The organism is Atopomonas sediminilitoris (genome assembly GCF_022601735.1).
Taxonomy (GTDB): Bacteria; Pseudomonadota; Gammaproteobacteria; order Pseudomonadales; family Pseudomonadaceae; genus Atopomonas; species Atopomonas sediminilitoris.
Genome location: NZ_JAKUMM010000007.1, coordinates 252,091 through 278,531, shown reverse-complemented (window position 1 = coordinate 278,531; position 26,441 = coordinate 252,091). Strand labels below are relative to the sequence as shown.

23 protein-coding genes and 1 riboswitch are annotated in these 26,441 nt (G+C 59.4%); of the genes, 3 read left to right on the top strand and 20 right to left on the bottom strand.

The genetic code is table 11. The features are described from left to right. Window positions 1-195 precede the first annotated feature (195 nt). Both ribA and MKI83_RS12955 read left to right on the top strand, forming a co-directional pair. On the top strand, window positions 196-813 hold the full coding sequence (gene ribA, locus MKI83_RS12965) for a GTP cyclohydrolase II (RefSeq protein ID WP_241587051.1): 618 nt from the start codon (window positions 196-198) through the stop codon (window positions 811-813). A gap of 429 nt (window positions 814-1,242) precedes the next feature. Further along, window positions 1,243-2,061 carry a cobalamin-binding protein gene (locus tag MKI83_RS12955; protein ID WP_241587046.1) on the top strand — a complete coding sequence of 273 codons (819 nt, stop codon included), beginning with the start codon at window positions 1,243-1,245 and terminating at the stop codon, window positions 2,059-2,061. 42 nt (window positions 2,062-2,103) lie between these two features. Here the strand turns inward: MKI83_RS12955 and MKI83_RS12950 are convergent, their stop codons facing one another. From MKI83_RS12950 to bluB, 10 genes are all read right to left on the bottom strand, one after another. Then, the gene (locus MKI83_RS12950; protein ID WP_241587044.1) at window positions 2,104-4,047 is read right to left on the bottom strand and encodes a TonB-dependent receptor family protein; all 1,944 of its coding nucleotides are present in this window, start codon (window positions 4,045-4,047) and stop codon (window positions 2,104-2,106) included. Between the two features lie 97 nt (window positions 4,048-4,144). After that, window positions 4,145-4,346, bottom strand: a riboswitch (cobalamin riboswitch). A 75-nt stretch (window positions 4,347-4,421) separates the two neighbouring features. Then, entirely contained in the window at window positions 4,422-6,305 is a 1,884-nt protein-coding gene (gene dxs, locus MKI83_RS12945; RefSeq protein WP_241587042.1) for a 1-deoxy-D-xylulose-5-phosphate synthase, read from the bottom strand. A gap of 80 nt (window positions 6,306-6,385) precedes the next feature. Beyond that, on the bottom strand, window positions 6,386-7,273 hold the full coding sequence (gene ispA, locus MKI83_RS12940) for a (2E,6E)-farnesyl diphosphate synthase (RefSeq protein WP_241587039.1): 888 nt from the start codon (window positions 7,271-7,273) through the stop codon (window positions 6,386-6,388). Then, on the bottom strand, window positions 7,270-7,512 hold the full coding sequence (locus MKI83_RS12935) for an exodeoxyribonuclease VII small subunit (protein WP_241587037.1): 243 nt from the start codon (window positions 7,510-7,512) through the stop codon (window positions 7,270-7,272). The genes ispA and MKI83_RS12935 overlap by 4 nt, the downstream gene beginning before the upstream one ends. Before the next feature lie 198 nt (window positions 7,513-7,710). Then, window positions 7,711-8,445, bottom strand: a complete 735-nt coding sequence (locus MKI83_RS12930) for an adenosylcobinamide-GDP ribazoletransferase (protein ID WP_241587034.1) — start codon at window positions 8,443-8,445, stop codon at window positions 7,711-7,713. Next, entirely contained in the window at window positions 8,430-9,002 is a 573-nt protein-coding gene (locus tag MKI83_RS12925) for a histidine phosphatase family protein (RefSeq protein WP_241587032.1), read from the bottom strand. The genes MKI83_RS12930 and MKI83_RS12925 overlap by 16 nt, the downstream gene beginning before the upstream one ends. A gap of 2 nt (window positions 9,003-9,004) precedes the next feature. Beyond that, complete coding sequence (gene cobT, locus MKI83_RS12920; RefSeq protein ID WP_241587029.1) at window positions 9,005-10,054, bottom strand: nicotinate-nucleotide--dimethylbenzimidazole phosphoribosyltransferase; 1,050 nt, start codon at window positions 10,052-10,054, stop codon at window positions 9,005-9,007. Beyond that, window positions 10,047-10,580, bottom strand: coding sequence for a bifunctional adenosylcobinamide kinase/adenosylcobinamide-phosphate guanylyltransferase (cobU, locus tag MKI83_RS12915; RefSeq protein ID WP_241587027.1), 534 nt, complete (start codon window positions 10,578-10,580; stop codon window positions 10,047-10,049). The genes cobT and cobU overlap by 8 nt, the downstream gene beginning before the upstream one ends. Then, window positions 10,573-12,039, bottom strand: a complete 1,467-nt coding sequence (locus tag MKI83_RS12910; protein WP_241587025.1) for a cobyric acid synthase — start codon at window positions 12,037-12,039, stop codon at window positions 10,573-10,575. Before MKI83_RS12910 ends, cobU begins: the two co-directional genes overlap by 8 nt. Continuing rightward, complete coding sequence (gene bluB, locus MKI83_RS12905) at window positions 12,036-12,692, bottom strand: 5,6-dimethylbenzimidazole synthase (RefSeq protein ID WP_241587023.1); 657 nt, start codon at window positions 12,690-12,692, stop codon at window positions 12,036-12,038. The genes MKI83_RS12910 and bluB overlap by 4 nt, the downstream gene beginning before the upstream one ends. A 121-nt stretch (window positions 12,693-12,813) precedes the next feature. On the opposite strand from bluB, the gene MKI83_RS12900 reads away from it, so the two are divergent. Beyond that, entirely contained in the window at window positions 12,814-14,169 is a 1,356-nt protein-coding gene (locus tag MKI83_RS12900; RefSeq protein ID WP_241587020.1) for a DEAD/DEAH box helicase, read from the top strand. Window positions 14,170-14,226: 57 nt separating this feature from the next. Here the strand turns inward: MKI83_RS12900 and MKI83_RS12895 are convergent, their stop codons facing one another. The 10 genes from MKI83_RS12895 to prmA all read right to left on the bottom strand — a co-directional run bounded on the left by MKI83_RS12895 (window position 14,227) and on the right by prmA (window position 26,369). After that, window positions 14,227-14,952 (bottom strand): lysophospholipid acyltransferase family protein, encoded by a 726-nt coding sequence (locus MKI83_RS12895; RefSeq protein WP_241587075.1) that lies wholly within the window; start codon window positions 14,950-14,952, stop codon window positions 14,227-14,229. 167 nt (window positions 14,953-15,119) lie between these two features. Continuing rightward, window positions 15,120-15,479: a heme utilization protein gene (locus MKI83_RS12890; protein WP_241587018.1), complete on the bottom strand. Its 360-nt coding sequence runs from the start codon at window positions 15,477-15,479 to the stop codon at window positions 15,120-15,122. A gap of 229 nt (window positions 15,480-15,708) precedes the next feature. Next, on the bottom strand, window positions 15,709-16,311 hold the full coding sequence (locus MKI83_RS12885; RefSeq protein ID WP_241587016.1) for a MarC family protein: 603 nt from the start codon (window positions 16,309-16,311) through the stop codon (window positions 15,709-15,711). Between the two features lie 56 nt (window positions 16,312-16,367). Then, window positions 16,368-19,154 (bottom strand): hybrid sensor histidine kinase/response regulator, encoded by a 2,787-nt coding sequence (locus MKI83_RS12880; protein WP_241587014.1) that lies wholly within the window; start codon window positions 19,152-19,154, stop codon window positions 16,368-16,370. Between the two features lie 139 nt (window positions 19,155-19,293). After that, complete coding sequence (purD, locus tag MKI83_RS12875; RefSeq protein WP_241587012.1) at window positions 19,294-20,577, bottom strand: phosphoribosylamine--glycine ligase; 1,284 nt, start codon at window positions 20,575-20,577, stop codon at window positions 19,294-19,296. A gap of 211 nt (window positions 20,578-20,788) precedes the next feature. Next, window positions 20,789-22,396 carry a bifunctional phosphoribosylaminoimidazolecarboxamide formyltransferase/IMP cyclohydrolase gene (gene purH / locus MKI83_RS12870; protein ID WP_241587009.1) on the bottom strand — a complete coding sequence of 536 codons (1,608 nt, stop codon included), beginning with the start codon at window positions 22,394-22,396 and terminating at the stop codon, window positions 20,789-20,791. Between the two features lie 78 nt (window positions 22,397-22,474). Next, the gene (gene fis / locus MKI83_RS12865) at window positions 22,475-22,789 is read right to left on the bottom strand and encodes a DNA-binding transcriptional regulator Fis (RefSeq protein WP_241587007.1); all 315 of its coding nucleotides are present in this window, start codon (window positions 22,787-22,789) and stop codon (window positions 22,475-22,477) included. Further along, window positions 22,786-23,790 (bottom strand): tRNA dihydrouridine synthase DusB, encoded by a 1,005-nt coding sequence (gene dusB / locus MKI83_RS12860; RefSeq protein ID WP_241587005.1) that lies wholly within the window; start codon window positions 23,788-23,790, stop codon window positions 22,786-22,788. The genes fis and dusB overlap by 4 nt, the downstream gene beginning before the upstream one ends. Window positions 23,791-23,922: 132 nt before the next feature. After that, the gene (locus MKI83_RS12855; RefSeq protein WP_241587003.1) at window positions 23,923-25,416 is read right to left on the bottom strand and encodes a DUF3426 domain-containing protein; all 1,494 of its coding nucleotides are present in this window, start codon (window positions 25,414-25,416) and stop codon (window positions 23,923-23,925) included. A 71-nt stretch (window positions 25,417-25,487) separates the two neighbouring features. Then, window positions 25,488-26,369 (bottom strand): 50S ribosomal protein L11 methyltransferase, encoded by an 882-nt coding sequence (gene prmA, locus MKI83_RS12850; RefSeq protein ID WP_241587000.1) that lies wholly within the window; start codon window positions 26,367-26,369, stop codon window positions 25,488-25,490. Between the last annotated feature and the right edge of the window lie 72 nt (window positions 26,370-26,441).

Here is a 26,441-nt window from a genome sequence, read left to right as displayed (position 1 = left end):
TCCCCATGTGAGAGTAGGTCATCGTCAAGCACCTATCCCAAAACCCCTGAGCCAATGGCTCGGGGGTTTTGCTTTGCGCCAAGGAAAAGTTACAGCGGCTGTCGAAAACGCGCAGTGATAGGCCGCTATTTTGTTTGCTCTGTAACCTGTTGATGCCTGTTACAATGCCGCCCTTGCCCGTTAAGGAGTGTTCCGGTGTCTGTTGTATTTGTCGCCGCTTCTAAGCTGCCTACCCCGTTTGGCGAATTCATCATGCATGGTTTTCGCGAAGAAGAGACTGATAAAGAACATGTTGCGCTCACTTTCGGCGAGATTGCCGATGGCGCACCGGTTTTGGGGCGCTTGCATTCTGAGTGTTTGACCGGCGATGCCTTGTTCAGCTTGCGCTGTGATTGCGGTTTTCAGCTTGAGGGTGCTTTGCAGGCGATTGCTGAAGAAGGCCGTGGTGTGTTGTTGTATTTGCGCCAAGAGGGCCGTGGAATTGGCCTGCTGAACAAGATCCGGGCATATGAGTTGCAGGATGGTGGTGCTGATACCGTTGAGGCTAACTTACGCTTGGGCTTTGCGGCAGATCAGCGCGATTACCGGCTTTGCTTGCCGATGCTGCAGCATCTTGGGGTGAAGAGCCTCAAGCTGATGACCAATAACCCGCGCAAGGTTGCTGCTCTGACCGAACTGGGGATTGATGTTGCAGAGCGGGTGCCGCTGCACACCGGACTCAATCCGCATAACCATCGTTATCTGGTGACCAAGGCCGGCAAGCTTGGGCACATGTTAGGCAATATGCATCAAGGTGAAGTAGCGGAGGAGTGAGGTGACTCGAGGCGAAATGCGTGTGCGCTTAAATGCGCAGTGGTGGCAGCACTTGATGCTCACGGTCTTGCCACCTTTGATCGCTAACTTCTTATCCACAGAGCGCCTGCTCCCAGCATCATTATCATTTCCCTTATTTCTCTTGGCTTGCGCCAGCTTATTTCTGTCACTGCCTGCTTTTCAGCGCTATAAACAAGCACTTATCGCTGTTGAGCGAGCGCTCGACAGCGATGCCGAGCCGGCAGCGTGGATAGCGCTTGCGCGAGTTAGACGTCAGGCTTGTTGGCTCGCTGCGTTGCCTGCCTGCCTGGCGGCGGTTGACTGCTTTGCCGGTTTATCGGCTATTCCTTTAATAATGTTGCTGCTAGGTAGTCTTGGGCTACTGCAGCTTTATCGTGTCCCGCGACAGTTAGTCCGCCGCCCAGAATGATGAGGGTGTGGCTTCCTTGGCTGCTGCTGTTTGCCTGCTCTATGGTTCGTGCCGCTGATCGTGCACCGCAGCGTGTGATCAGCTTGTCCCCAAGTACGGCCGATATGGTGGTTGAGCTTGGTGCAGGCGAGCAGCTGCTGGCGATGATTGATGCCGGACCAAGGCCTGCTGCCTTACAGCATGCGATATCGCTTGGGCGTTACACCGAGGTTTCGTTTGAGCAGGTGCTGGCTCTTAAGCCCGATCTTGTGCTGATCTGGGATGGCGGGGAGACGCCCCGCTTGCTGGAACAGTTATCTAGCGCTGGTATCGCGTTGTGGGTGGCGCAACCAACAACGCTGGACGATATACCGCGCTTATTGATCGAATTAGGTGATTTGTTGGGCCGGCAGAAGCGCGCGCAATGGCTGGCTGCTGACTTCACGCAGCGACAACGCGTGCTTGTGACTCGGTATCAGCGCACGCAGCCCCTGCGGGTGTTTTATCAGGTATGGCACCAGCCGTTATATACCTTAGGTGGCCCGCAACCGGTGAGTGATGCTTTGCAGGTTTGTGGTGGGCAGAATGTGTTTGCGCAGTTGCGTCAACCGGCGCCTGTGGTTTCGGTTGAGGCAGTGCTTGCGGCTAATCCTGATGTGATCATTATGGGCGCCGACGATACACGATTGCAGCGGGCGCAGTGGATGGCATACCCCCAGTTGGCTGCAGCACAAAAGCAACAAGTGCTGCTGCTGGACGCTACGCAGTTGGAGCGACCGAGCTACCAGATGATTGCAGCGGTAGAGCGGCTCTGCGAGGTATTGAGTCACGCGCAATAAACAAGGGAGGCCGTGCGCCTCCCTTGTGCTGATTAGGGCAGTTTAGAAACGGTAACCCAAGCTCAGCTGGACGTCTTCTTCTACGCCGGGATAGAGGCCTTTGCTACCGGCTACCCAAGGGGCGTAGGTGCTAAAGCTGTCATAGCGCTTGCCGGTAAGGTTGTTAACGCGCAGTTTGCTGATAAATTTCTCGTACTCATAAGTCAGTGCCGCGTTAAACAGGGTGTAACCACCTTCTTTGCCGAGTGTGTTGCCAAGATCCGCATTCACATACCGTCCGCCGGTGTATACCGATTCAACATAGCCCTTAAGGCCAGGCAAAATCTGATACGTCAGGTGTGCGCTGGCACTGTGCCGTGATACCCAAGGCACTTCATTGCCTTGGTAGTTGCCGCTTCTGAATTCAGAGTCGGTAAAGCTGTATTGGCCGCCAATACTGAGATCATGAGTAAGGCGATAGTCGGCTTCGAGCAGCAGGCCGTCACGGCGGGTTTGGTCGAGGTTGATGTTTGCGCCCGTCGGACCATAGGGGCCGGTGGCTAGCGGGTCGTACATCAACTCGTCATTCAGATCGAGGCGATAGAGCGTGGCTTGATAGCGCTGAATGTTGTCCTGCCACTCAATGCCTGACTCCCAAGACTCGCCAGTTTGTGGCTTTAAAAAATCGATGCTGGGGTCTTTGAAGGCGTTTTCATCAACGTTGGCCCAACGCAATACATCTTCACGCTTGATAAAGGCGCGCAGCTGTTGGCTGATGGCCCAGTTTAAGCCGAGGCTGGTGCTGTCCTGGCTATCTGTGTGGCGGTTATTTTGGCTGTGATTGCGGTCTTCCGCCTCGCTGGATCGGTAGCCGGCGGTCAAGCTGACGCTTTGAGAGAGCGGTTGAATCCATTGACCATACCAATCGCGCTGCGTTTGTCGAAATTTAGTATCACCAAAGCTGCTGTAGTATTCGTAGTCACTGGTGACATGGTCGTGCCCCAACAGCCATTCGCTGGCGCCAAGGGGGGTGTCGATCTGCCCAGAAAGGCGAGGACTAAAGGTTTCTACGCGCGTGCCTTGGTTGAATGGACTGGTGCCAAATGCGCTGTTGTAGGCGCCTTTGCCGTCGCTATCGCGGTGGCTGTAATCGAAATTGGCAAAGATTGCATCGCTTAGCTTTTGTTGCACGGCAAAACGGTGAGTTTGCGTTTTGCTATCACTCCAGCCATTGCTGTTGCTGGCGTAGCTGGCTTTGCGATCGTTACGGCGTTCGGCAACGGTTAGGTAGCCGGGTAGTTCTAGCTCGTCATCGGTGCTTTGGTATTCATACAAGGCATGACCGTTGTCATGGTCGTAGCGCAGCCGTGCGAAGGCATCGTCGTAACTGGCGTTGTTGTGATCGCGATAGTTGTCAGTATTGCGTGTTTCACCGCTTAAATAGGTCGAGAAGCCGCCGCCAAGCTGTTGGTGAATGTGGCCGCGATAGGCTTCTAGGTCATGGCTGCCAATGCTGCTTTCAATGTACGCCTCGTTGAAGCTGGGCTGACGAGTGATGATGTTAACGACGCCGCCAACAGCTTGGTCGCCATACAGCACCGTGCCGGCGCCGCGCAGCACTTCAATGCGCTCAATGTTGGCGAGCGGGACGCTGTTCAGGTTTGGCCCTTCGAGGCTTGGGTTATTCAGGCGACGGCCATCGACCAAGACCAGTGTGTTGTTGACCGCGTTTTCGCCAAAACCGCGCAAGCTGATGCCAACACGGTTGCCGTCGCCCAAGGTGTCGCGCACTTGCAGGACTGCTTGTCCGCGCAGGACGTCGACCAGCGTTTGGGAGCCACTGCTTTCAATCTGTTTGCGGGTAATGACCTTGATGCTGGCAGGGGCAACTTGCTGAGCCGGTGTGGCGCGCGTGACAACCAATGGCGGGATGTCGTCTAGGTGGTTATCAGCGACGGCCAACAGTGGCGCGGCTGCGAGCGCAAGCGCCATGGGGGATAGTTTCATAGAAGATCCTCAAAAGCAGGGAAGTAGACTTTTGAGAAGGGCAGGGGCAAGCGTGTGAACAGGGATAAACACGCTTGACGGTGATGCCCTCCGCAACACCTGTCGTATCGTGCAGGCCGGTTTCCGGGCTTCCGACCCGGTTTCGCGCCTTCCCATGCGGTTGCACAGTGGCTGTGGCGAAGCGGTTGCAGCGAGCTGCGGTCGGTTACCGTTGCGGGGGCAGCGCAGGCTTGGCTTTGAGCGCACCTGACTTCCCGTTTAACCCAAAAGAACTGGGCACCTGAACGATGAAAACGGCGCGCACCATAAGATGCGTGCCGAGTAATTGCAAGAAAAGATGACCGTTGGCGGGGTGGCCGTCACGTCGTGACGGGCTAGCTCTGTGTGAGTCTTTGCTCGATGGCGCGTGCAATGCCGTCGGCATCTAAGCCACATTCAGCGAGCATTTGGGCAGGCTTGGCGTGCTCGACATAGTGATCAGGCAGGCCAAGGTGCAGCACGGGCACGTTAACCCCAGCGGCAGCTAAGCACTCACTGACCGCGCTGCCGGCGCCGCCCATGATGCTGTTCTCTTCCACGGTGACGAGCAGGCGATGGCTGCGAGCCAGCTTGAGCACCAGTTCGGTATCCAATGGCTTTACAAAGCGCATATTGGCCACGGTGGCGTTAAGTCCTTCAGCCGCTTGTAAGGCGTCACTCAGTTGCACACCAAAGACGAGAATGGCGACGTCTTCACCTTGGCGGCGTAGCTCGCCTTGGCCGATCTGCAGGCTATCCAGCGTGTTGCTGATGGGATTGCCCGGGCCTGTGCCGCGCGGATAACGCACCGCCGCAGGGCCTGGATGGTGGTGGCCGGTGGTGAGCATTTGCCGCAGCTCGTTTTCGTCGCTGGGGGTCATGATCAGCATGCCGGGAATGCAGCGTAGGTACGACAGGTCAAAGCTGCCGGCGTGGGTTGGGCCGTCTTCGCCGACGAGCCCTGCGCGGTCGATGGCAAACAGTACGTCGAGATTTTGTACGGCGACATCGTGGATCAGCTGATCATAGGCGCGCTGCAGGAAGGTCGAGTAAATCGCGACCACCGGCTTACTCCCATCGCAGGCCATGCCGGCAGCGAGGGTGACGGCGTGCTGTTCAGCAATCGCCACATCAAAGTAGCGTTCGGGGTATTGCTCGCTGAAGGCGATCAGGTCGGAGCCTTCTTTCATTGCCGGCGTAATGCCGACCAAGCGTGCATCGGCGGCGGCCATGTCGCACAGCCATTGGCCAAAGACGGCAGAGTACTTGGGGCCCGAGCTGGCCTTGGGTGCGGCGTTGGGTTTTTCCAACTTGGTAATCGCGTGATAGCCGATCGGATCGACTTCGGCAGGGGCGAACCCTTTGCCTTTCTTGGTCACGATGTGCAGGAACTGCGGGCCTTTGAGGTCACGCATGTTGCGCAGTGTGGCGATTAACGTCGGCAGATCGTGGCCATCAATGGGGCCGATGTAGTTCCAGCCTAACTCTTCAAATAAGGTGCCGGAGAGCAGCATGCCTTTGGCGTGCTCTTCGGTTTTACGTGCTAGTTCCCACGCGTGCGGCAGTCGCGAGAGGACTTTTTTGCTGTTCTCTCGCAGGTGTGCGTAGGTGGAGCTGGACAGCAGCTTGGCTAAGTAATTCGACAGGCCGCCCACGTTGTGCGAGATCGACATATCGTTGTCGTTGAGCACCACCAGCATATCGGCACTGACGTCCGCGGCATGGTTGAGCGCTTCAAAGGCCATGCCGGCGGTTAGCGCGCCGTCACCAATCACCGCGATGCTTTTGCGGCTCAGCCCTTGCAGGCGGGCGGCAATGGCCATGCCCAAAGCGGCGCTGATGCTGGTGCTGGAGTGGCCGACGCCAAAGGTGTCGTAAGCGCTTTCGCTGCGGCGGGGGAAGGCGGCGAGGCCGTTCTTTTGTCGCAGCGTGGTCATTTGCTCGCGGCGGCCGGTCAGGATCTTGTGCGGATAGGCTTGATGGCCGACATCCCACACTAAGCGGTCGTCAGGAGTGTTGAACACATAATGCAGCGCGATAGTGAGCTCGACCACGCCAAGGCCGGCACCAAAGTGGCCGCCGGTTTGCCCCACGCTGTAAAGCAGAAACTGGCGCAACTGATGGGCGAGTTCCGGCAGCTGATCTTCGGCCAGTAAGCGCAATTGATCAGGTGTGGCGGCGGTGTCCAGCAGGGGCGTTAGCGGGCGTTCGCGCGGGATTTCATGCAGCGTCTTAGGCATCAGACGGACAGCTCAGGAAAACAAAGACGGGCAAGTTTACCGTATGCCGGCAACGGGCCAAAGCCTTGATGTGGATAGGGTTAATGTTGGCGGCTGATGATGTACTGCGCCAAGGCGCGTAGTGGCTCGGCGCGCTGATCAAAATGGGCGATGGCTGTGAGGGCTTGTTGCTCTAACTCATGCGCATAAGCCTTGGCCGCTTGCAGGCCTAACAGGGCCGGATAAGTTGGTTTGTCACGGGCGATATCGGCGCCTTGTTGTTTGCCTAAGGTGGCGGTGTCGCTCTCGATGTCGAGGATGTCGTCCTGAACCTGAAAGGCCAAGCCAATCGCTTGGGCGTAGTGGCTGAGCTGCTCAAGGTCGCGAGCGCTGGCGTTGCCACTGGCTAATGCCCCTAAGCGCACGCTGGCGACAATCAATGCGCCGGTTTTGTGTCGGTGCATTTGCTCCAGCGCTGGCTGGGTGAGGGTGCTGCCCACGGCCGCTAAGTCGATGGCTTGCCCGCCGACCATGCCCGCAGGGCCGGCGGCGCGAGCGAGTTCAAGCGTCTGTTGCAAGCGCAATTCGGCGCTGAGTGGGTTGCGCTGCGAGTCGCTGAGGCATTCGAAGGCCAAGGCTTGCAGGGCGTCGCCAGCGAGAATGGCGGTGGCTTCATCGAAGGCGATGTGACAGGTCGGCTGACCGCGACGTAGGTTGTCATCATCCATCGCCGGCAGATCATCGTGTACCAGTGAGTAGGCGTGGATCAGCTCCACCGCGCAGGCGGCGGCGTCGGCGTCGGTCATCTGGCCACCCAAAGCTTCGCAACTGGCGTAGGCCAACAGCGGGCGCACGCGCTTGCCGCCATTGCTGACGCTGTAGTCCATCGCTTGGTACAGGGTGCTCAGCGCCGGCAGCGGCGCTTGAAACAGCTGTTGTAGCTGCGGCTGTAAGCGCTCGCGGCAGCGGCTTAGGTAGGCGTCGATCATGCCTCGTCGCCTGTATTGAATTCGGCCTCGTCCAGTTCGCCATTGCGCTCGAGGAGGATTTTCACCTTTTGCTCGGCTTGGCTGAGTGACTGTTGGCATTCGCGGGTCAAGCGCACGCCTTGCTCGAAGGCGCTGAGGGAGGCCTCAAGGCTGAGCTCGCCGCTTTCAAGCTGCGTAACGAGGGTTTGCAGCTCGTTGAGAGCTGTTTCAAAGTCGGGCGTGGTTTTCTTGCGGGCCATGGCGGTGCATCTCGCTAAAACAGGGGCGAAGGCTAGCAGAGGGGCGGTTTTGGCTCAATCGGCAGCTGCTGTGTTGTAGCGGTGCAAAGCAGTAGGAGCGCGGCGCAATGGCGGCCACGATGAAGCGGTCGGGCGAGAAACGTAAGCATACGCACACCGGTTCGTGATCAGTGCAGGACAGTGTAGTCGTGTCCTGCCTCACGCTAGAGCAAGGCCCACCAGCAATACACACTCTAGCAGTTCAACCCAAGCGCCAGCGGTGTCGCCGGTCAAGCCGCCGAGGCGCTTGAGCATGGCGCGGCGCAGCAGGTAGGCGCTGGCGGCGGTGGCCAACAACGCGGTCCACGCGCCAAATAACAGCGCGCAGGCCAGCACGAGGCCGGCATAAGCGCTGACTCGGCACAGCGATGCCGGGGCGTGCTGGCGTAGTTGGTCGGCTAAGCCGTCAGGTCGTGCATTGGCGGTGCGTAGCAATAACAACGGCAGACCGGCGCGCGTGAGTAGCGGTGCCGCCAGCAGTGCGGGCCATACCGGCAGCGGGCCTTGCAGCAGCGTCCACAGCGCGACCCATTTCAACAACAGGACAACGACCAAGGTCACCACCGCCGCCGAGCCGCAGCGTGGGTCACGCATGATTTCTAGCGTGCGCTCGCGGTTACCTAGCCCGCCGAGCCAACCATCGGCACTGTCGGCCAAACCATCCAGATGCAGCGCTCCGGTGAGCGCGACCCATAACGCCAGCAATAGCGCCGCTTGCAGCGCGGGTGCGGCTGCTTGCAGGAGCGCATGGGCGGTGACGAGCAGCGCGCCGATCAGCACGCCGACCCACGGGTAAAGCACCAACGATTGCCCTTGCTCACGCAGCGTGGGTGGATTGGCCAAGTGCACCGGCAGGGCGGTGAGAAATTGCAGGGCGATCAAGGCTTGGCGCATGGGTGATCTCCGGGAAAGGGGGCGATGAGGTGCAGGCTGCCGTGGCCGACGTCGCCATTCATGAGTTCGCTGCGCGGTCGGTTTTGTCCGAGGCGCAATAGCTGGCGGATCACCCCGCCGTGGCTGATGAGTAACGTGTCTTGGTTTGCGCTGCTGACTGCAAGGGGCTGCCAAGCGCGCACAATGCGCTGCTCGAAGTGCAGCAGGGCTTCACCGCCGCGGGGCGGATGTTGATAGGGATCTTGCCAGAAGCGACTGAGCGCATCGGCCTCCAGCGGATCGGCGAGCAGTTCGCTGGCGGTGCGGCCTTCCCAGTGGCCGAAGTCGAGCTCACGCCAATCGGGGTCAATGGCTAGTGGCAGGTTCAACTCGCGCGCCATCTGCTCGGCAAACTGACGGCAGCGTTTGAGCGGTGAGCTGACAATCTGTTGCCAGCGCGGGCCTTGCTGAAAGCCTGCGTGCATCTGCGTCCAGCCTTCTGGGGTGAGTTCGTCATCGAGGCGGCCGCGAAAACCTTGGGTCGGCGTAGCGCCGTGGCGCAGTGCGTATAAGGCCATGTTCAGGCCTTATCGCTCACGCCGGCGCTGGCGAATGTCGCCATTTGGTTATGCAGCGCCACGGCTTGTTGCATCAGCGGGGCGGCCAGTGCGGCGCCGGAGCCTTCGCCAAGGCGCAGGTTGAGCTTGAGGAGTGGCTTGGCATCCAGCGCTTGCAGCAAAAGCTTGTGCCCGGGTTCGGCGCTTTGATGGGCGAAGAACAGCCAGTCACCGCAGCCGGGGTTTAGGCGTACCGCACATAAGGCGGCGGCGCTACAAATAAAGCCATCCACCAAGACGGCAATACCCGCTTGCGCGCAGGCAATGTAGGCGCCGGTCAGTGCTGCAATTTCAAAGCCGCCTAAGTAGCGCAAGCATTGCAGCGGGTTGTTGAGATGGCTTTGGTGTAACGCGAGCGCGCGGCGGATGACCTCGACTTTATGGCTGACGCCAGCCGTGTTGAGCCCCGTGCCGGGGCCGGCCAAGCGTTCGGGCTCAGCACTGAGTAGCGCGCAAGCCAGCGCGGCGGCCGAGGTGCTATTGCCGATGCCCATCTCGCCACCGATATACAGCTGCGTGCCAGCGCCCAGTGCGCGCTCGACGCTGTCGCGGCCAGCGCTGAGTGCGGCGCTGAGTTGCTGACGGCTCATGGCGGCGCCTTGCATAAAGTTGGCGGTGCCGGGGCCGAGGGCCAGTTGTTGTACGCCGGCGATGGCGGGTGGGTCTTGCACGCAGCCTAAGTTGATGACTTCCAATGGCGCGCCTAATCCGCGCGCTAACACACAAATCGCGGCACCGCCGCCGGCGAAGTTGCGCAGCATTTCCGCCGTCACATGCTGTGGATAGGCGGAGACGTTTTCCGCCATCACGCCGTGATCGCCGGCGAAGATGCTAATCCACAGGCGCTCAAGGGCCGGGTCCAGATGGCCTTGCAAGGCGGCGAGGCGGATGGCGATGTCTTCAAGATCGGCCAAGCTGCCGGCCGGCTTGGTCAGTTGGCGTTGGTGGGCGATGGCTTGCTGGCGGATGGCTTCGTTGGCATCGGCGCAATCATCAAACAACCAATCATTCATGAGTACATCCTGGGTTGGGCTTTAAAGTCAGCGGCAAACCGGCCACACACAAGGTGACACGCTCGCAGCGCGCGGCAATGGCTTGATGCAGCCAGCCGGCTTGATCCACAAAGTCGCGGCTTAGTTGCCCCAGTGGTACCACGCCTAAGCCGGTTTCGTTGCTGACCAGAATCAATCGCCCCGGTAGTCGGCCGAGTAAGGCGGTTAAAGCATCACGCTCGGCGGCTAAGCGGGCGGGATCATCGAGCAGTAGCAAGTTGCTCAACCAGAGCGTGAGGCAATCCACCACTAAGCAGGTATCCGCTTGGGCGGCTTGCTGCAGTGTAGACGCTAAGGCCAAGGGTTCTTCGATCACCTGCCAGTGGCTGGGGCGATCGGCACGGTGCTTGGCGATGCGCGCGTGCATTTCTTCATCCAGTGCTTGCGCGGTGGCGATGGTGATCACGCGCAGGCCGCTGGCTTGCGCGCGCTGCTCGGCCAGACGGCTTTTGCCCGAGCGCGCGCCGCCTAAGATCAGCTCATGCATGGGCTGGCTCCGCTAAGCCGCAGAAGGTGCGTAAGGCGGCTTGGTCTAGGTGTTGTTCGAGCATGTCGGCCAGTCGATCGAGCTCTTGCTCGCGCCGCGCATGGTAATCCAAGGGCTGCACTTGCTTGAGGCCGGCCCAGCGGAGCAGGCTGCTCAGGGCGCTGGGCTGCTCGAAGAGACCGTGCAGGTAGGTGGCGCGAATCTGCGCGGACGGGTCACACGCACCGTCGTTGCCGCCGTGACTCAGCTGGGCGAACGGGGTGTCCAGCGCGGGGCCTGTGCTGTGACCGGCATGAATTTCATAGCCACTGATGGCGCTGCCATCGCTCAGATGTCCGGTGACCTGCCGCAGCTGTTTCTCTGCGCCTAAGGTGGTGCTGAGCGCAAGCAAGCCAAGGCCGGCGCTGCTGCCGGCATGGCCTTCGATGCCAAGCGGGTCGTGGATCTGTTCGCCGAGCATTTGCAGGCCGCCGCAAATGCCCAGCACCTTGCCGCCAAAGCGCAGATGACGCATGAGATCGTCAGCCCAGCCTTGCTCGCGCAGGTGGGTAAGGTCATCACGCACGCTTTTGCTGCCGGGCAGAATAATTAAGTCGGCAGGGGGCAGCGGGTGCCCTGCGCCAACAAACTGCACATCGACTTGTGGATGCAGGCGCAATGGGTCGAAGTCGGTGTGATTGCTGATGCGTGGCAAGACGGGAATCACCACGCGCAGTGTTGTGCCGGCGGCGCTGACTTGTTGGGCATTGATGGCGTCTTCGGCCTCTAAGTGCAGGTCATGCAAGTAGGGCAGTACGCCCAGCACCGGCTTGCCGGTGTGGCGCTCAAGCCAATCTAGGCCCGGTTGTAGCAGGCTTAAGTCGCCGCGAAAGCGGTTGATCACAAAGCCTTTCACCCGCGCCTGCTCGCTTTCGCTGAGCAAGGCCAAGGTGCCGACGAGGTGGGCGAACACGCCGCCGCGATCGATGTCGGCGATTAAGATCACGGGGCAGTCGACCGCCTCGGCAAAGCCCATATTGGCGATGTCGCCCTCGCGCAGATTGATTTCCGCCGGCGAGCCGGCACCTTCGACCAATACCAGTGCGTATTGCTCGCGCAAACGAGCGAAGCTTTCGAGTACGGCGGCCTTGGCGCGTGGTTTGTAGGCGTGGAAGGTGACGGCGTCTTGTTGGTTGAGCACGCGCCCTTGAATGATGATTTGCGCGCCAGTGTCGCTTGAGGGCTTGATCAGCACGGGGTTCATGTCACTGTGCGGCGCGAGCCCGCAAGCTTGCGCTTGCACGGCTTGGGCGCGGCCGATCTCGCCGCCGTCGCAGGTCACGGCGCTGTTGAGCGCCATGTTCTGCGGCTTAAAGGGCGCTACGTTAACGCCTTGGCGTTTGGCCCAGCGACACAAGGCGGCGACTAGGGTGCTTTTGCCGGCATCCGAGGTGGTGCCTTGCACCATCAGCATGCTCATGCCTTGCTGCTCGGCCAGCGGTTTTCCGCCATTAGGTCGCTCAGTGGCTGAGCGCTGCTCCAGCCTTGTTCGATCAGCATAGGTTGCGCGTAAAAGGCATCCACCGGGCCTAAACAGACAATGGCGATGGCTTCTGCGTCGGCGGGAATGTTGAGCAGCGCCCCCAGCTCTGCCGGTTCAAAGAGTGATACCCAGCCAAGCCCAAGCCCTTCGGCTCGGGCGGCGAGCCACAGGTTTTGAATCGCGCAGGCCGCGCTGGCAAGATCCATTTGCGGCAAGGTGCGGCGGCCGAAAATGTACTGCTCGCGCGCTTCGCACAGGGCCACGACCAAGAGCTCGGCGCAGTCACGAATGCCTTCTACTTTCAGTTGCAAGAACTGCGCTTTGCGCGGCCCGAGGGCCTCGGCCGTGCGTTGGCGTTCGGCTTCGACCAGCGCGGCGATCTGCGTGCGCAGGGCGTTATCGGTGATGCGAATAAACCGCCAAGGCTGCATTAGGCCAACACTCGGCGCTTGGTGCGCGGCCTGTAGCAAACGCTGTAATACCTCGGGCGCGACTTGGCTGTTGGGGCAGAAGTGGCGCATGTCGCGGCGTTCGGCAATGGCGCGGTAGACCGCAGCGCGCTCGGCGGTGGAGAAAGCGTGTTCGTTCACGGAGTGGCTCGTTAGCGGTGCGAATAGCTGGGCATTTTAGCCATTTAACCGTGCGAGGGAAAAAGCCAGCGCATAAGCAGGTACACTACGCAGCTATATTGTCTTCTTTCTTGAGTAGCTCATGACCTTTAGCGAATTTGGTCTGTCCGAACGCCTGCACAAAGCCATTGAGGCGTTGAAGTTCACCACACCGACCGAAGTGCAACAGCAGGCCATTCCACCAGCTTTGGCTGGCAAAGACCTGTGCGTGACCGCGCAAACCGGTAGCGGCAAAACGGCCGCGTTTTTATTGCCCATGCTGGAGCGCTTGCAAGCCGATGAGCAGCCGCAAACCGCGCCGCGTGCATTGATTTTGCTGCCGACCCGTGAGCTGGCGCAGCAGACATTGCGTGAGTTCAGCCGCTTTGCCCGGTTCACTTTTTTAAAAGCCGAGCTGATTACCGGCGGCGAAGGGTTTAAAGAGCAGGCCGCGTATTTGCGGAAAAATCCGGACGTAGTGATTGGCACCCCGGGTCGCCTGCTGGAGCACTTAGAAGCGGGCAATCTGCCGCTGGATAACATTCAAGTGCTGGTCTTGGATGAGGCCGATCGCATGCTCGATATGGGTTTTGCGGATGATGTGCTTAAGCTGGTCAGCCCTTGCAGCGCCGCGCGCCAAAGCTTGTTGTTCTCCGCCACCACCGGCGGCGCAGCGATGGGCCGGGTGATCGATCAAGTGCTGCGTGAACCACAGTTTTTGCGCCTGCACACAGTGCGTGAATTAAACCCAGAAGTGATTCAACAGATCGTTACCAGTGATGACGTGGCGCATAAAGAACGCCAGTTGCAGTGGTTGCTGGCGCATGAAAAGTTCAACAAGGCGATGATCTTCACCAATACTCGCGCGCAAGCTGATCGCCTCGGCGGCGTGCTGCGTGCGTGCAAGCACACGGTCTATGTGCTGCATGGTGAAAAGCCGCACGATGAGCGCAAGCTGATCATGGCGCGCTTTAAGCGTGGCGAGTTCAATGTGCTGGTAGCCACCGATGTGGCGGCGCGCGGTCTGGATGTGGCTGAGCTGGATCTGGTGATCAACTTCGATATGGCGCAGTCAGGCGATGAGTACGTGCACCGCATCGGACGCACCGGTCGTGCGGGTGCGTCAGGCTTGGTGATTTCGCTGATCTGCCCGAATGACTGGAACCTGATGTCGAGCATCGAGCGCTATTTGAAACTGCGTTTCGTGAAGCGGCCGATCAAAGAGCTGGGCGGCAGTTATCAGGGGCCGAAAAAGCTCAAAGCGTCGGGCAAAGCGGCGAGCGGTAAGAAAAAGAAGAAAGATAAAGACGGCACCAAGGCCGGTGCTAAGACGGGTAAAAAGCCGGCGGCGAAAAAGTCAGGCCCCGGTAAGTCGCGTCCGGCACGTAATGATGTGCCCGCTACGGTAGGTAGCTCCGATGGCTTTGCCCCGCCACGGCGCAAACCTAAGGCAGAGTAAGCGCACATAAAAAAAAGCCCGAGGCAGCAACCTCGGGCTTTTTTTTATTGCCGTGGATTAACGCGCGGCGAGTACGTCGCGATCAAGTTGGGCAATGGTTTTTTGCATCTGCTCAAAACACTCTTGCATCAAGCGCGGTACATCGTCCAGCGTCAGCCCCTTAGTCGGGATTTCTGCCAGTGCGCGAATCTTGATCAGACCGGCTTTAAGCTTTTTGAGTTGCATGTGCTTGGGATAGCTGCTGGAGCAGATTGGAATAATCGGCACGCCGGCGGCAATCGCCATTTGGAATGCGCCTTTTTTGAACGGCAGCATATTGTTGCCGCCGTTACGGGTGCCTTCGGCAAAGACCCAGATGGAGGTGTCTTTTTCTTTCAACGCTTCGGTTGAGGCCAGCATGGCTTGTTTGGCTTGCGTGGCATGGCCGCGTTTGATCAGCACGTTGCCGGCTAACCAAAACAGTTGGCCAAAGAACGGCACGTACTTGAGGCTGTCTTTGCCAATGCTGACGGTGCGGTAAGGCACAACGGTGCCCATCACAAACAAGTCGTAGTTGGATTGATGGTTGGAAACATACACGCAAGGACTGCGGCGCTGTTTCAGCGCTTCGACTTCGGTACGAATCTCTAGGCCTAATATGATCCGGCCGCCCCACGAATACAGGCGTGCGCACAGACGACTATTGTCCGGCTCAAAGGGGCGGATGAGGCCGATCAGTAAGCCGATAATGCTGGTTAAAACAAAGTGGGCTGACAACAACAGCATGCGTAACCAAAACAACAACATGTCAGTCTGCTCGCAAGAATGGACGGGCGCGCAGTGTAGCGGTTGCTAAGGCTCAGGGCTATGACTGGGGCTGATCAGGCGCGATGAGCGGTTGTGGCGGTTAATGCTGAGCGGATGATGAAAAGGCAGGGCGGTGCGCGGTTGGCGTACCGCCCTAGCCGGCGTTAGGCATGACGTTGCGCCGGTGTGCGATCGCTACCGTCTTCGGCGATGCGTAAGCCTGGGGTGCGGTCACTGCCATCTTCGGCGATACGTAAGCCTGGGGTGCGGTCGCTGCCGTCTTCGGCGATACGTAAACCTTGAGTACGGTCGCTACCGTCTTCGGCGATGCGTAAACCTTGGGTGCGGTCGCTACCGTCTTCGGCAATGCGCAGGCCTGGGGTGCGGTCACTGCCATCTTCGGCCAGTAGCTGGCTGGCGCGAGCAAGGTGGCTGAGTTGGCTTTGCTCAATCACGCTGGGTTGGGCCAGTGCGGCGCTGCTCAGAGTGATCAGGGTGATGGCGGTTAACAGTTGCTTGTTCATGGTGTGTTCCTCGTAAGCGGTGGTTGTTGCTGACGAGGGCTAGTTTACGCAGCACCACTATCGATAGAAGGCGATGCTTTCGATAGTCGCCATCAATACAAATGATGGTTTTGGCTGTAACGCGCTAATGACTTGAATCGATTAGGTATTCCTAACGTTGGCGTTGGCGTTGGCGTGTGGTGTCAGAGGCAGCAAGCATGGGTGTGAGCATTCTGGCCAGTTAAGCGGATTAACCGGCCAAGCCAAAGTAGTTGCGCACTCCGGTAAAGATGATCTGCGCGGCCAGTGCACAGACAAATAAGCCCATTAGGCGGCTGAGAATCTGCAGCCCTTGGCGGCCCAGCAAGCGCTCGATGCGCGCCGAAAGATACAGCACCACGGCCGTGGTCAGACTGCCAAGAATGATGGCCACAATGGTTAAGCCCTTGCTGGTCCAGCCTTCATGACTGGCACCCATGACCATCAAGGCACCAATGGTGCCGGGGCCGACGGTCAGGGGGATGGTCAGCGGTACGATGGTGGGGTCTTGATCGAGGCTGTCGGGCTGCACCACTGGGCGGCCTTGCGCCATGCTCAGTGCGGAAATAAACAGCACGGTCCCCGCGCCAATGCGGAAGGCGTCGATGGTGATGCCAAAGGCGTCAAAAATCAGCTTGCCGAACAAGTACAGCAGGATACTGGCAATCATCACGGAAAAACCGACGCGCCATGCTAAGCGCTGTTTTTCCTTATCGCTAAAGCCGGGTGTCACGCTGATGAAGCATGAGAGGACAAAGAATGGCCCGTACAGCACCAGCATCTTGAGGTAGAGGCTGAAAAGGGTTGAAAGCATAGATTCCTCAAATAAAAAAGCGCCGGTGCAATCACCGGCGCTTGGGTGAGATGGGCTTACAGTGAGTTTGGCTGAGTATTGTGCTGCTGTTTGTGCGCCAACCAGAAGTTAATCAGTTCTTTAAGTTGCGACAGCTCGACGGGCTTGCTCATGTGCCCGTCCATACCGACTTCGCGCGCCCGTTGTTGGTGCTCGCTGAGGATGTGGGCAGTCAGCGCTACCACAGGGGTACGGCGGCGCTGCTCACGGTGTTCCCACTCGCGCAGCTTGGCTGTGGCGCTAAAGCCATCGAGCACCGGCATTTGGCAGTCCATCAAGACCAAGTCGTAGTGTTTGGCTTTGATCGCTTCTAATGCTTCTTCGCCATTGGTTGCGGTGTCTGGGGTGATATCCAGCTTGCCGAGCATGCCGCGAATCACCTTGGTGGAGATGCTGTCGTCTTCGGCCACCAAGACGCGGAAATCACTGGGAACAGGCTGCTTGGGTGCGCTTTCGCTTGGCGCTTCTTGCTCGAATAAGGCCGGGGCGAGGCCTTTGCGGCGGGCATCTAGCTCTTCTGCCAGCGTGGCTTTGAGCACGTAGCCGGCCACGGGCTTACTGAGCAAGCGGCGGATGCCGGCATTGCGCGCCAGTATTTTGCTCGGTGCATGGGTGATGCCGGTGAGCATCACCAGCAGCATGTCGTGTTCGAGGTTGGGGTCTTCTTTGATGCGGGTGGCCAGTTGTAAACCGGTCATGCCCGGCATGTCTTGGTCGAGCAAGACAATATCGAAGACTTCACCCAAGTGCGCGCGGGTGCGCAGCAGGGGGAGTGCTTCACGGCCAGAGGCGGCAGTGCTGACGTGCATGCCCCAGCTGGCGCATTGTTGCTGGAGGACTTTGCGACAGGTTTCGTTGTCATCCACCACGAGGATGCGAATGCCTTCTAAGGCGTTGGCGTCCGGCAGTTGGCTGTGGGCCAGTGCTTCGGCGGTTAACGGTAGGCTTAACCACAACGTAGCACCCTGCGGTGAGCCTTGTTCGATACCAAACTGGCCGTGCATGAGGTCGATCAGCTCGCGGGCAATCAGTAAGCCCAGGCGCCCTTGGTGTAGCTCGCCCAGTAACGTGACACGGCGCTGTTCGGGGGTGCTCAGCAATAGTTTGAGCGTGCTGGGGTCAGGCGGGTTACCGCTGTATTGCACGGCAAAGCGCAGCTGCAGTGGGTCTTGCTCCAGCGCGACCACCAGCATGATTTCGCCTTCTTGGGTGGCTTGGAAGGCTTGTTCTAACAGGCTACAGATGACTTGGCGTAAACGTGTCGGGTCACCTTGGATCAGTGCAGGGGCTTGCGGGTGAATGTAGCTGATCAGCTCAACACGCTGCTGTTCGGCTTTGCTTCGATATAACTCAAGGCAGTCGTGCAGCAGGACGTGCAGATCAATCGCCGCCTCTTCGAGCTCCATTTGCTGGCTTTCAAGCTTGGAGAGATCAAGAATCTCGCTGAGTAAGCCCAGCAGCTCGTTGCCGGCGTTGTGAATGGTTTGCACGTAATCACGCTGTTTGGCTGACAGAGGCGTGCTGTTGAGTAGCTCGGTCATGCCCAGTACGCCGTTCAGCGGGGTGCGGATTTCGTGGCTCAACTTGGCCAAAAACTCACCCTTGGCACGGTTTTCGGCCAAGCTGGCGGCTTCGGCTTGTCCGGCGTGAATGCTGAGGTGGAGTAAGTGCTGCTGGCGCTCACTGATGGCCATGCTGAATAAGAAACCGCTGATCACCGCGCAGGCCAGTAAAAACTGGGTGGATATCAGGCTGTTGATGGCCATGTAGCCTAACAACGCCGGCAAGCTGAGCAGAAAGGCCGTGGTGAACAGCACGGCGCCGGCGACTACCAAGCGCGCAGGGCGGAAGCCGCGCACCCAGTGCACTAGGGCGACTAGGGTGATCAACAGGCTGCACAGCCCGGTTAGCCAATACACCAGCTCACCCAAGTACGTGCCCGTGAGTACGCCAATAGCGCAAAGCAATAAGGCTAAGCCAGCACTGCTTAAATACAGCATGCGCTCGACACTGGTGCTGGGGCAGACGCCGCGGAAGAAACGCCCGATAAACACTAAAGTAACCAGCAGGGCGAGCAGTAGGCTGATGTCCGACAGCGCAATGAGCACAGGTTGGAATGCGCCAAAGCAAGGCGCTAAGTAGCCCATGATGGTTAGCGCGTTCAGCAATAAAGCGACGTGCACTAAGCTGAGCCAAAGCGCAGCGCTGGCGCGGCTATAGCGAAAGCGGACCAGGTTGTATAAGGCGAGCATAAATAGCGCGCCGGTCAGTGCGCCAAATAACAGGCTTTCACTGCGGAGCGCTTTGGCGCTGGCGCTAGGGCTTAGGCTTATTTGTGGGCGTAACGGATGTTCGGACTGTAAACGCAGCAATACGCGGCGTGGTTGCTCGGCGGCAGGCAAGGGCAGAATGAAGTCTTTATCTGCGATGGTGCGAGCGCTAAAGGGCAAGCGTGCGCCGCTGGCGCGGTGTAACTGCAGCTCGCCAGCGAGTAATACGTAATAGTCGATGAAGTCTAAGTCGGGGGCGAAAATACGCAGCAAGTGCTCGCTTTTGCTGGCGGGTAACTCGGTGCTCAGCCAGTACGCCCGTGAGCTGGCGGGGAATGTGAGGGTGCTAAGGTCGACGGGGTGAAACTGTTGGCTGTAGATGGGCGAGGTGACATCCGCCAAGTTAAGGCGCGCCCCGTCATCGATCAGCAGTTGCCAATCGTGCTCATTAACGCCGTGCTGTGCCCATGTCGTGGGTATGCCGAGTAACGAAAGGCAAAACAGCAGTCCTGAGATAATCCTTATCAAGCGCAATGTGGCGTCCCAGTAAGTGTCCCTGTCAGTGAAGCAAGAGTATAGCCAACTCCACGCTGGCGCTAACAGGTTGCAAAACGATGACTTTGGTTGAGTGTTTTATCGGCGATCACCTTGGGATGATCGCCGATAAGTCAGCTTATTGTTGCTCGCGGGCAATGGCTCGGTAGCCAATGTCACTGCGGTAAAAGCTGTTGTCCCAGTTGATGGCTTGGCACAGTGCGTAGGCATTTTGCTGCGCCTGACTGACGCTGTCGCCCAGCGCCGTGGCGCATAGCACGCGACCGCCGGCGGTGACCACGTCGTCGCCGTTAAGCGTTGTGCCGGCGTGGAACACCTTGCCGGGCAAGGCAGCGGCGGCGTCTAGACCATTAATCACGGCGCCTTTGGCGTAATCGGCAGGATAGCCGCCAGCAGCCAAAACCACACCGAGACTGGGCTGCGGATTCCACTGTGCTTCGATCTTGTCCAGAGCCTTGGCCAATGCGGCCTCAACCAGCAGCACCAGCGACGACTCAAGGCGCAGCATGATGGGTTGCGTTTCCGGATCACCAAAACGGCAGTTGAATTCGATAACTTTAGGCGCGCCGTGATTGTCGATCATCAAGCCGGCGTAGAGAAAGCCGGTATACACGTTGCCTTCGGCGGCCATGCCATTCACGGTGGGGTAGATCACCTCATCCATAATGCGCTGGTGCACCTCAGGGGTGACCACTGGGGCCGGGGAGTACGCGCCCATACCGCCGGTGTTGGGGCCGCTATCGCCGTCGCCAACGCGCTTGTGGTCTTGGCTGGTGGCCATGGGCAGTACATTTTTGCCGTCGACCATGACGATAAAGCTGGCTTCTTCGCCGTCGAGGAACTCTTCGATCACCACGCGCGAGCCTGCTTCGCCAAAGGCATTGCCGGCGAGCATGTCGCGCACCGCGTCTTCGGCTTCTTGCAGGGTCATAGCAACGATCACGCCTTTACCGGCAGCCAGGCCGTCGGCTTTAACCACGATCGGCGCACCGACTTGCTGGAGATAAGCCAAGGCAGGCTCAATCTCGGTGAAGTTTTGGTAGGCCGCCGTTGGGATGTTCTGGCGCGCCAAGAAGTCTTTGGTGAAGGCCTTGGAGCCTTCGAGTTGCGCCGCGGCTGCGCTGGGGCCAAAGATGTCGAGGTTACGGCTCTGGAACAGATCGACCACGCCAGCCACCAGCGGTGCTTCGGGGCCGACGATAGTCAGCTGCACATTGGCAGCGGCGAAATCCGCCAGCTGCTCCAGCGCTAACACGTCGATAGCCACGTTCTGGCATTTGGCTTCCAGCGCCGTGCCGGCATTGCCGGGCGCGACAAACACAGTCTCGATGCGCGGGTCTTGCGCGACTTTCCACGCCAGCGCGTGCTCACGACCGCCGCTGCCGATAATCAATACGTTCATAACTGTCTCCCTGTGGAGGCGGGCGTTAGGCCCGTTTACGTGGGTTTACACCCGACGAAAAATCTTTACACACGTTCGCACGTAGCGAGGTTGCGCAGCGGCTGGTAGATGCTAGGCGTTTCGGGCTGGGGCACGCGCAGTTGCCTGTGTGGCAATGAGCAGTGGCGCAGCCCGAAACAACGACGCAGATGCCAGTCGCTGGGCGACCGAATTAGTGCCTAAAGTGGCGCATGCCGGTGAAGACCATGGCAATGCCGGCCTCATCGGCGGCGGCAATCACTTCCGCATCACGCATCGACCCGCCCGGCTGAATCACCGCGGTGATGCCGGCTTTGGCGGCGTTGTCGATGCCGTCGCGGAACGGGAAGAACGCGTCAGAGGCCATCACCGCGCCCGGCACTGGCAGACCGGCGTGTTCGGCTTTGATCGCAGCGATGCGTGCGGAGTTAACACGGCTCATTTGGCCTGCGCCCACGCCAACAGTCTGGCGGTTTTTGGCGTAGACAATGGCGTTGGACTTAACGAATTTGGCCACTTTCCAGGCAAAGATCAGGTCGTGGATTTCTTGCTCGCTCGGTGCGCGCTGGGTGACCACTTTGAGGTCGGCCGCGCTGATCATGCCGTTATCGCGGCTTTGCACCAACAGACCACCGTTGACGCGTTTGAAGTCCCACGCAGCGACACGCTCCGCCGACCATTGGCCGCATTCGAGCAGGCGCACGTTGGCTTTGGCGGCGACGACGGCACGCGCTTCGGTCGATACGCTCGGGGCGATGATGACTTCGACAAACTGGCGCTCAACGATCGCTTGTGCGGTGTCGCCGTCCAGTTCGCGGTTGAAGGCGATGATGCCGCCAAAAGCCGACTCGCTATCGGTGGCGTAGGCCAGGTCGTAGGCTTTGCGGATGCCGCCTTCGTCTTCGGGAACGACCGCCACGCCACAGGGGTTGGCGTGTTTAACAATCACGCAGGCCGGCTTGACGAAGCTCTTGACACACTCCAGTGCGGCGTCGGTGTCGGCCACGTTGTTGTACGACAGCTCTTTGCCTTGCAATTGGCTCGCGGTGGCGATGCTGGCTTCCTGCGGTTTGGCTTCGGCGAAGAACGCCGCGACTTGGTGCGGGTTTTCGCCGTAGCGCATGTCTTGCACTTTGATGAACTGGCTGTTGAACGTACGCGGGAAGGCGTTGCGGCCTTCGGTGCTCAGCTCGGCGGCGGTTTGATCGACGGTGCCCAAGTAGTTGGCGATCATGCCGTCGTAGGCGGCGGTGTGCTCAAAGGCTTTCAGGGCCAGATCAAAGCGGGTCTTGTAGGTCAGGCCGCTGTTGGCTTTAAGTTCGTCGAGAATGCTTTGGTAGTCGCTGGCGTTGACCACGATAGCGACATCTTTGTGGTTTTTTGCCGCGCTGCGCACCATGGTTGGACCGCCGATGTCGATGTTTTCAATCGCGGTGGGCAGATCGCAATCGGGCTTGGCGACGGTCGCTTCGAAGGGGTAGAGGTTGACCACCACCATGTCGATGGCATTGATGCCGTGCTCAGCCATGATGGCGTCGTCGGTGCCGCGACGGCCCAAGATGCCGCCGTGGATTTTCGGGTGCAGGGTCTTAACGCGGCCGTCCATCATTTCTGGGAAGCCGGTGTAATCAGCGACTTCAACGGCGGCCACGCCATTGTCTTTGAGCAGTTTGTAGGTGCCGCCGGTGGAGAGGATTTCCACGTTCAGGGTGGTCAGTTCACGGGCAAACTCGAGAATGCCGGTCTTGTCCGAGACGCTGATCAGGGCGCGGCGAACAGGCTGGTGGGCGGTTTGGGTCATGAGGCTACTCACTACTCATCAAGGGCTAAATGAAACGGCGAAGGGCGGTCGCCCGCCCTTCGCTTAATCGTTATGGGGTTACAGCAAGTCGTATTGCTTGAGCTTTTTGCGCAGGGTGCCACGGTTCAAGCCGAGCATTTCGGACGCTTTGGTCTGGTTGCCGCGCACGTGCCGCATAACGGCTTCCAACAGCGGGGCTTCGACTTCGGAGAGCACCATGTTGTACATGTCGCAGACATCTTGCCCATCAAGGTGGGCAAAGTAGTTGTGTAGTGCCTGTTCAACGCTGTCGCGCAGGGTTACGGCCGAGGTGGCTGTAGCCTGCAGGACTTGTTGCAGGTCCGGGTTGTCGCTCACTGCGGCAGCTCCAGTAATGGATTCGATCATGTTCATGCGGCCACCCCTGGCGTATTGTTCTGTACTTGGCATGTGGCAAAAAATTGCTCGATGCTGTCCTGTTGCGCGTTGCTGTCTTCCAGTTGGTTGAACTGGCGACGGAACGTTTCGGCGCCTGGCAGCGTGGCCAGATACCAGCCCACGTGCTTGCGGGCAATGCGCGCGCCCATGGTCAAACCATAGAAGCGATGCAGTGCAGCCAAGTGCTCCAAGAGCAGGCTGCGAATTTCTTCCAAACTGGGCGCGGCGAGCCGCTCGCCATGGGCCAAGTAGTGGGCAATCTCGCGGAAGATCCACGGCCGACCTTGTGCGGCGCGCCCAATCATCACGGCATCGGCGCCGGTGTGGTCGAGCACGGCACGAGCCTTTTCCGGGCTGTCGATATCGCCGTTGGCAAACACGGGAATGCTGACCGCCTGTTTAACCGCGGCAATGGTGTCGTACTCGGCGTGTCCGGTGTACAGCTGGTTGCGCGTGCGGCCGTGCACGGCGAGCGCCTGAATGCCGGCGTCTTCTGCCATGCGGGCAATATTGATGGCGTTCTTGTTGTCGGCATCCCAGCCGGTGCGCATCTTCAGCGTCACGGGTACGGAGACGGCCTGCACCACGCTGTGCAAAATCTCGCGAACTAAGGCTTCATCGCGCATCAGCGCGGAGCCAGCGGCTTTGTTGCAGACTTTTTTCGCGGGACAGCCCATGTTGATGTCGATGATTTGCGCGCCCAGTTCCACATTGGCTTGGGCTGCTGCGGCAAGCATTTGAGCGTCACCGCCGGCGATTTGTACTGAGCGCGGCTCGATGTCGTTGTCGTGACGCAGGCGCAGTTGTGACTTGCGGGTTTTCCACAAGCGAACATCGCTGGTAACCATTTCCGACACCACTAACCCTGCACCCAAGCGCTTGCACAAGCTGCGAAAGGGCTGATCGGTGACGCCGGCCATGGGGGCCAGAATAACCGCGTTAGCTAAGGTGTACGGACCAAGGGTGACGGTCGACATGAGCTTTCCGTGCCTAAAAGAGGCCGAGCACTACAAAAAAAGGGTCGCCATGATAGCGCTGAGTCGTGACTGATTAAAGCGCGATTTGGATATTTTCTGATCAATGCCGACGTAGTGCTGCTGTGCCGTGCTTTATTCCGGCGTCGAGAAGCTCAGGCTGTAGTTCACCGCTTGGGTGCCGGGGTCGAGGATGTCCAAAGAAATATGGATTGGCGTCTGCGGCGGCATGCTTTTCGCCCCAGCCAGCTCGCCGCCTAGGTACTCATTGGGCTTAAAACGGCGGTTAGCCAATAGCTGATTGTTCAGGTCAGCAAAGCGCAGCTCCAGCATGGGAAAAGGCTGCGCGTAGTCGGCGCGGTTATACAGGATGGCGTCAACCACCAGCGCACCGGTGAACTCGGGATGGCTACGCACCACCAGGTTGCTGCTTTTGATCAGGCTGGGATCGATACGTGCCGGCAAACTGCAGCCGACATGTGGGCAGGCTAGCTCTAGCCATGGGCGCCAGAGGTCTTGGCGCGCCAGTGACTCGAAGTTGTACCACGCATACTGCCCAGCCAATGCGGCGGCAGCGGTGAGGTTGAGTAGCCCCCAAAAAATCGCGCGGCCCCAGCGGCGCTTGGGCTTGCGCCAGTCGAGCTGCAAGGGTTCGTCGTCTAGGCTGTCGAACAAGGCTTCGCTTTTGAGCGATGGCTCGCTGCGTGTGGATTGCTTGGCGGACGATGCGGCGGGCACCGCGTTGAGGGTGATTTCTTCAACCTCGTCGTGCGCATCATCGCGTTCGGCGCGCAAGCTGGCAGCAGGTTTGCGCACGCCGCTGGGAGCCTTGCTGGCAAACACTTGCTGCGCTTGTTCCACTTGCAGACGTTGCACCGCTTCGCGGGTGCTGGGTTTGTCGTTGACAGTGACTTTTGGCGCTTGGCGTAAGCCGCTGGGCGTCGTGCCTACGCTGGGTTTGGCTTGTTCTTCTTCGGCGCGCAGCAAGGCTTCGGCCCAGCGCTCGTCATCGTCTGAGCTATCCACGTCATCGCCGAGCAGCTGTTTAGCGGGCGGCGGGGCGCTACTGAGGTTGAGAAACTCTTGCGAGATGGCTTGTTCTTGCGCCTCAAGCTTGGCGATTTCTTCGTCGAGGTCGAGGTCGCTAAGGTCGAGGTCATCATGAATCAACAAGGAGTCATCCAGCGCGCTGGTGTCGCGGCTGGGTTTGCTCGGTACGGCTGTGTTGGCGCTAGTCGACAGGCTGCTCGGTGCGTTGACACTAGGCTTGGCGGCTGCAGTCGCTGGCGCGGCGGGTTTAGGCGCAGGCGGCTTAGGCGGTGTCGGCGCATTGCTGGCGCTGCTATGGCTGGCAGGCGCGGTCGGCGGTTTAGCTGGCGCAGGGCTGGCTGCGGCAGGGCGCGCGGCGGCGGGTGTTGAAGTGGGTGTTGCAACGGGTGTTGCCGTGGGGGCGGCGGACGGGCTGGCCGGCGCAGGCGTAGGTAAGTCGCCTACACGATGCTGCGCGGCTTTAAACACCTTTAAACAGGCACCACAACGCACCGCGCCACGGGCAACCTCTAGCTGGGCGGGCTTGACCCGAAAGCTAGTCTGGCAGTGGGGGCATTGTGTAATAAAGGTGTCGTTCATGGGCGATCCGTAGCCGAAAAGGTGCGCAGGGCGCGGCGTGCGCCGGCTAGTCTACCTAATCGGCGGCGTCATTACAGGGGGCGGCGCACGCCGCTGATGCGAACCCAGCCGTCTTTTTCAGCGGTGGGGTCTAATTCAAACTGCTGGCTGTAGGCAGCCCGCACTTCGTCGGCTTGTTCGGCGAGAATCCCAGAGAGTGCGATCTTGCCGCCGGCGGCTACCAGTGCCGTCAGGGTGTCGGCTAATTGCACTAACGGCCCCGCGAGAATATTGGCCACCACGACGGGGGCTTGCACGGTGGGCATATCCGGCGGCAAGTAGAGGTCAAATTGCGCATCGGCGATCTGGTTGCGCTGGGCGTTATCGCGCGAGGCCTCTAGGGCTTGAGTATCGATGTCGGTGCCGATGGCGTGCTGGGCGCCAAGCAGCAAGCCGGCGATGGCGAGAATCCCAGAGCCGCAGCCAAAGTCGATCAGGGTTTTGTCGGCCAAGTCTTGCCCGTCGAGCCATTCCAAACACAGTGCTGTGGTGGGGTGGGTGCCGGTGCCAAAGGCTAGGCCTGGATCGAGCAGCAAATTGACCGCATCGGGCTCGGGCGCGCTGTGCCAGCTGGGCACAATCCACAAGCGTTGGCCAAAGCGCATTGGGTGGAAATTATCCATCCAGCTGCGTTCCCAGTCTTGATCTTCCAGTACTTCAATGTGCAGCTCAGGCAGCGGTTGGAGCCGCAGGGTGAGTTGCGCTTGCAGGGCTTTGGCGTCGGTGTCCGCTTCGAACAAGGCGAGCAAGTGGGTTTGGCTCCATAGTGGCGTGGTGCCTAAGTCGGGCTCGTAAATCGGTTGGTCTTGGGCGTCCATAAAGGTCACTGACACTGCGCCGAGCTCCAGCAAAAAGTCTTCACAAGACTCAGCTTGCTCGGGGGTGATGGCGAGGCGCAGTTGTAACCAAGACATGCGGTTGATCCTTTACCGGCTGCGCGTTGCAGGGCAAGGCGGCCGTTTTAACGTTGAAAAAACAAGGGAGCG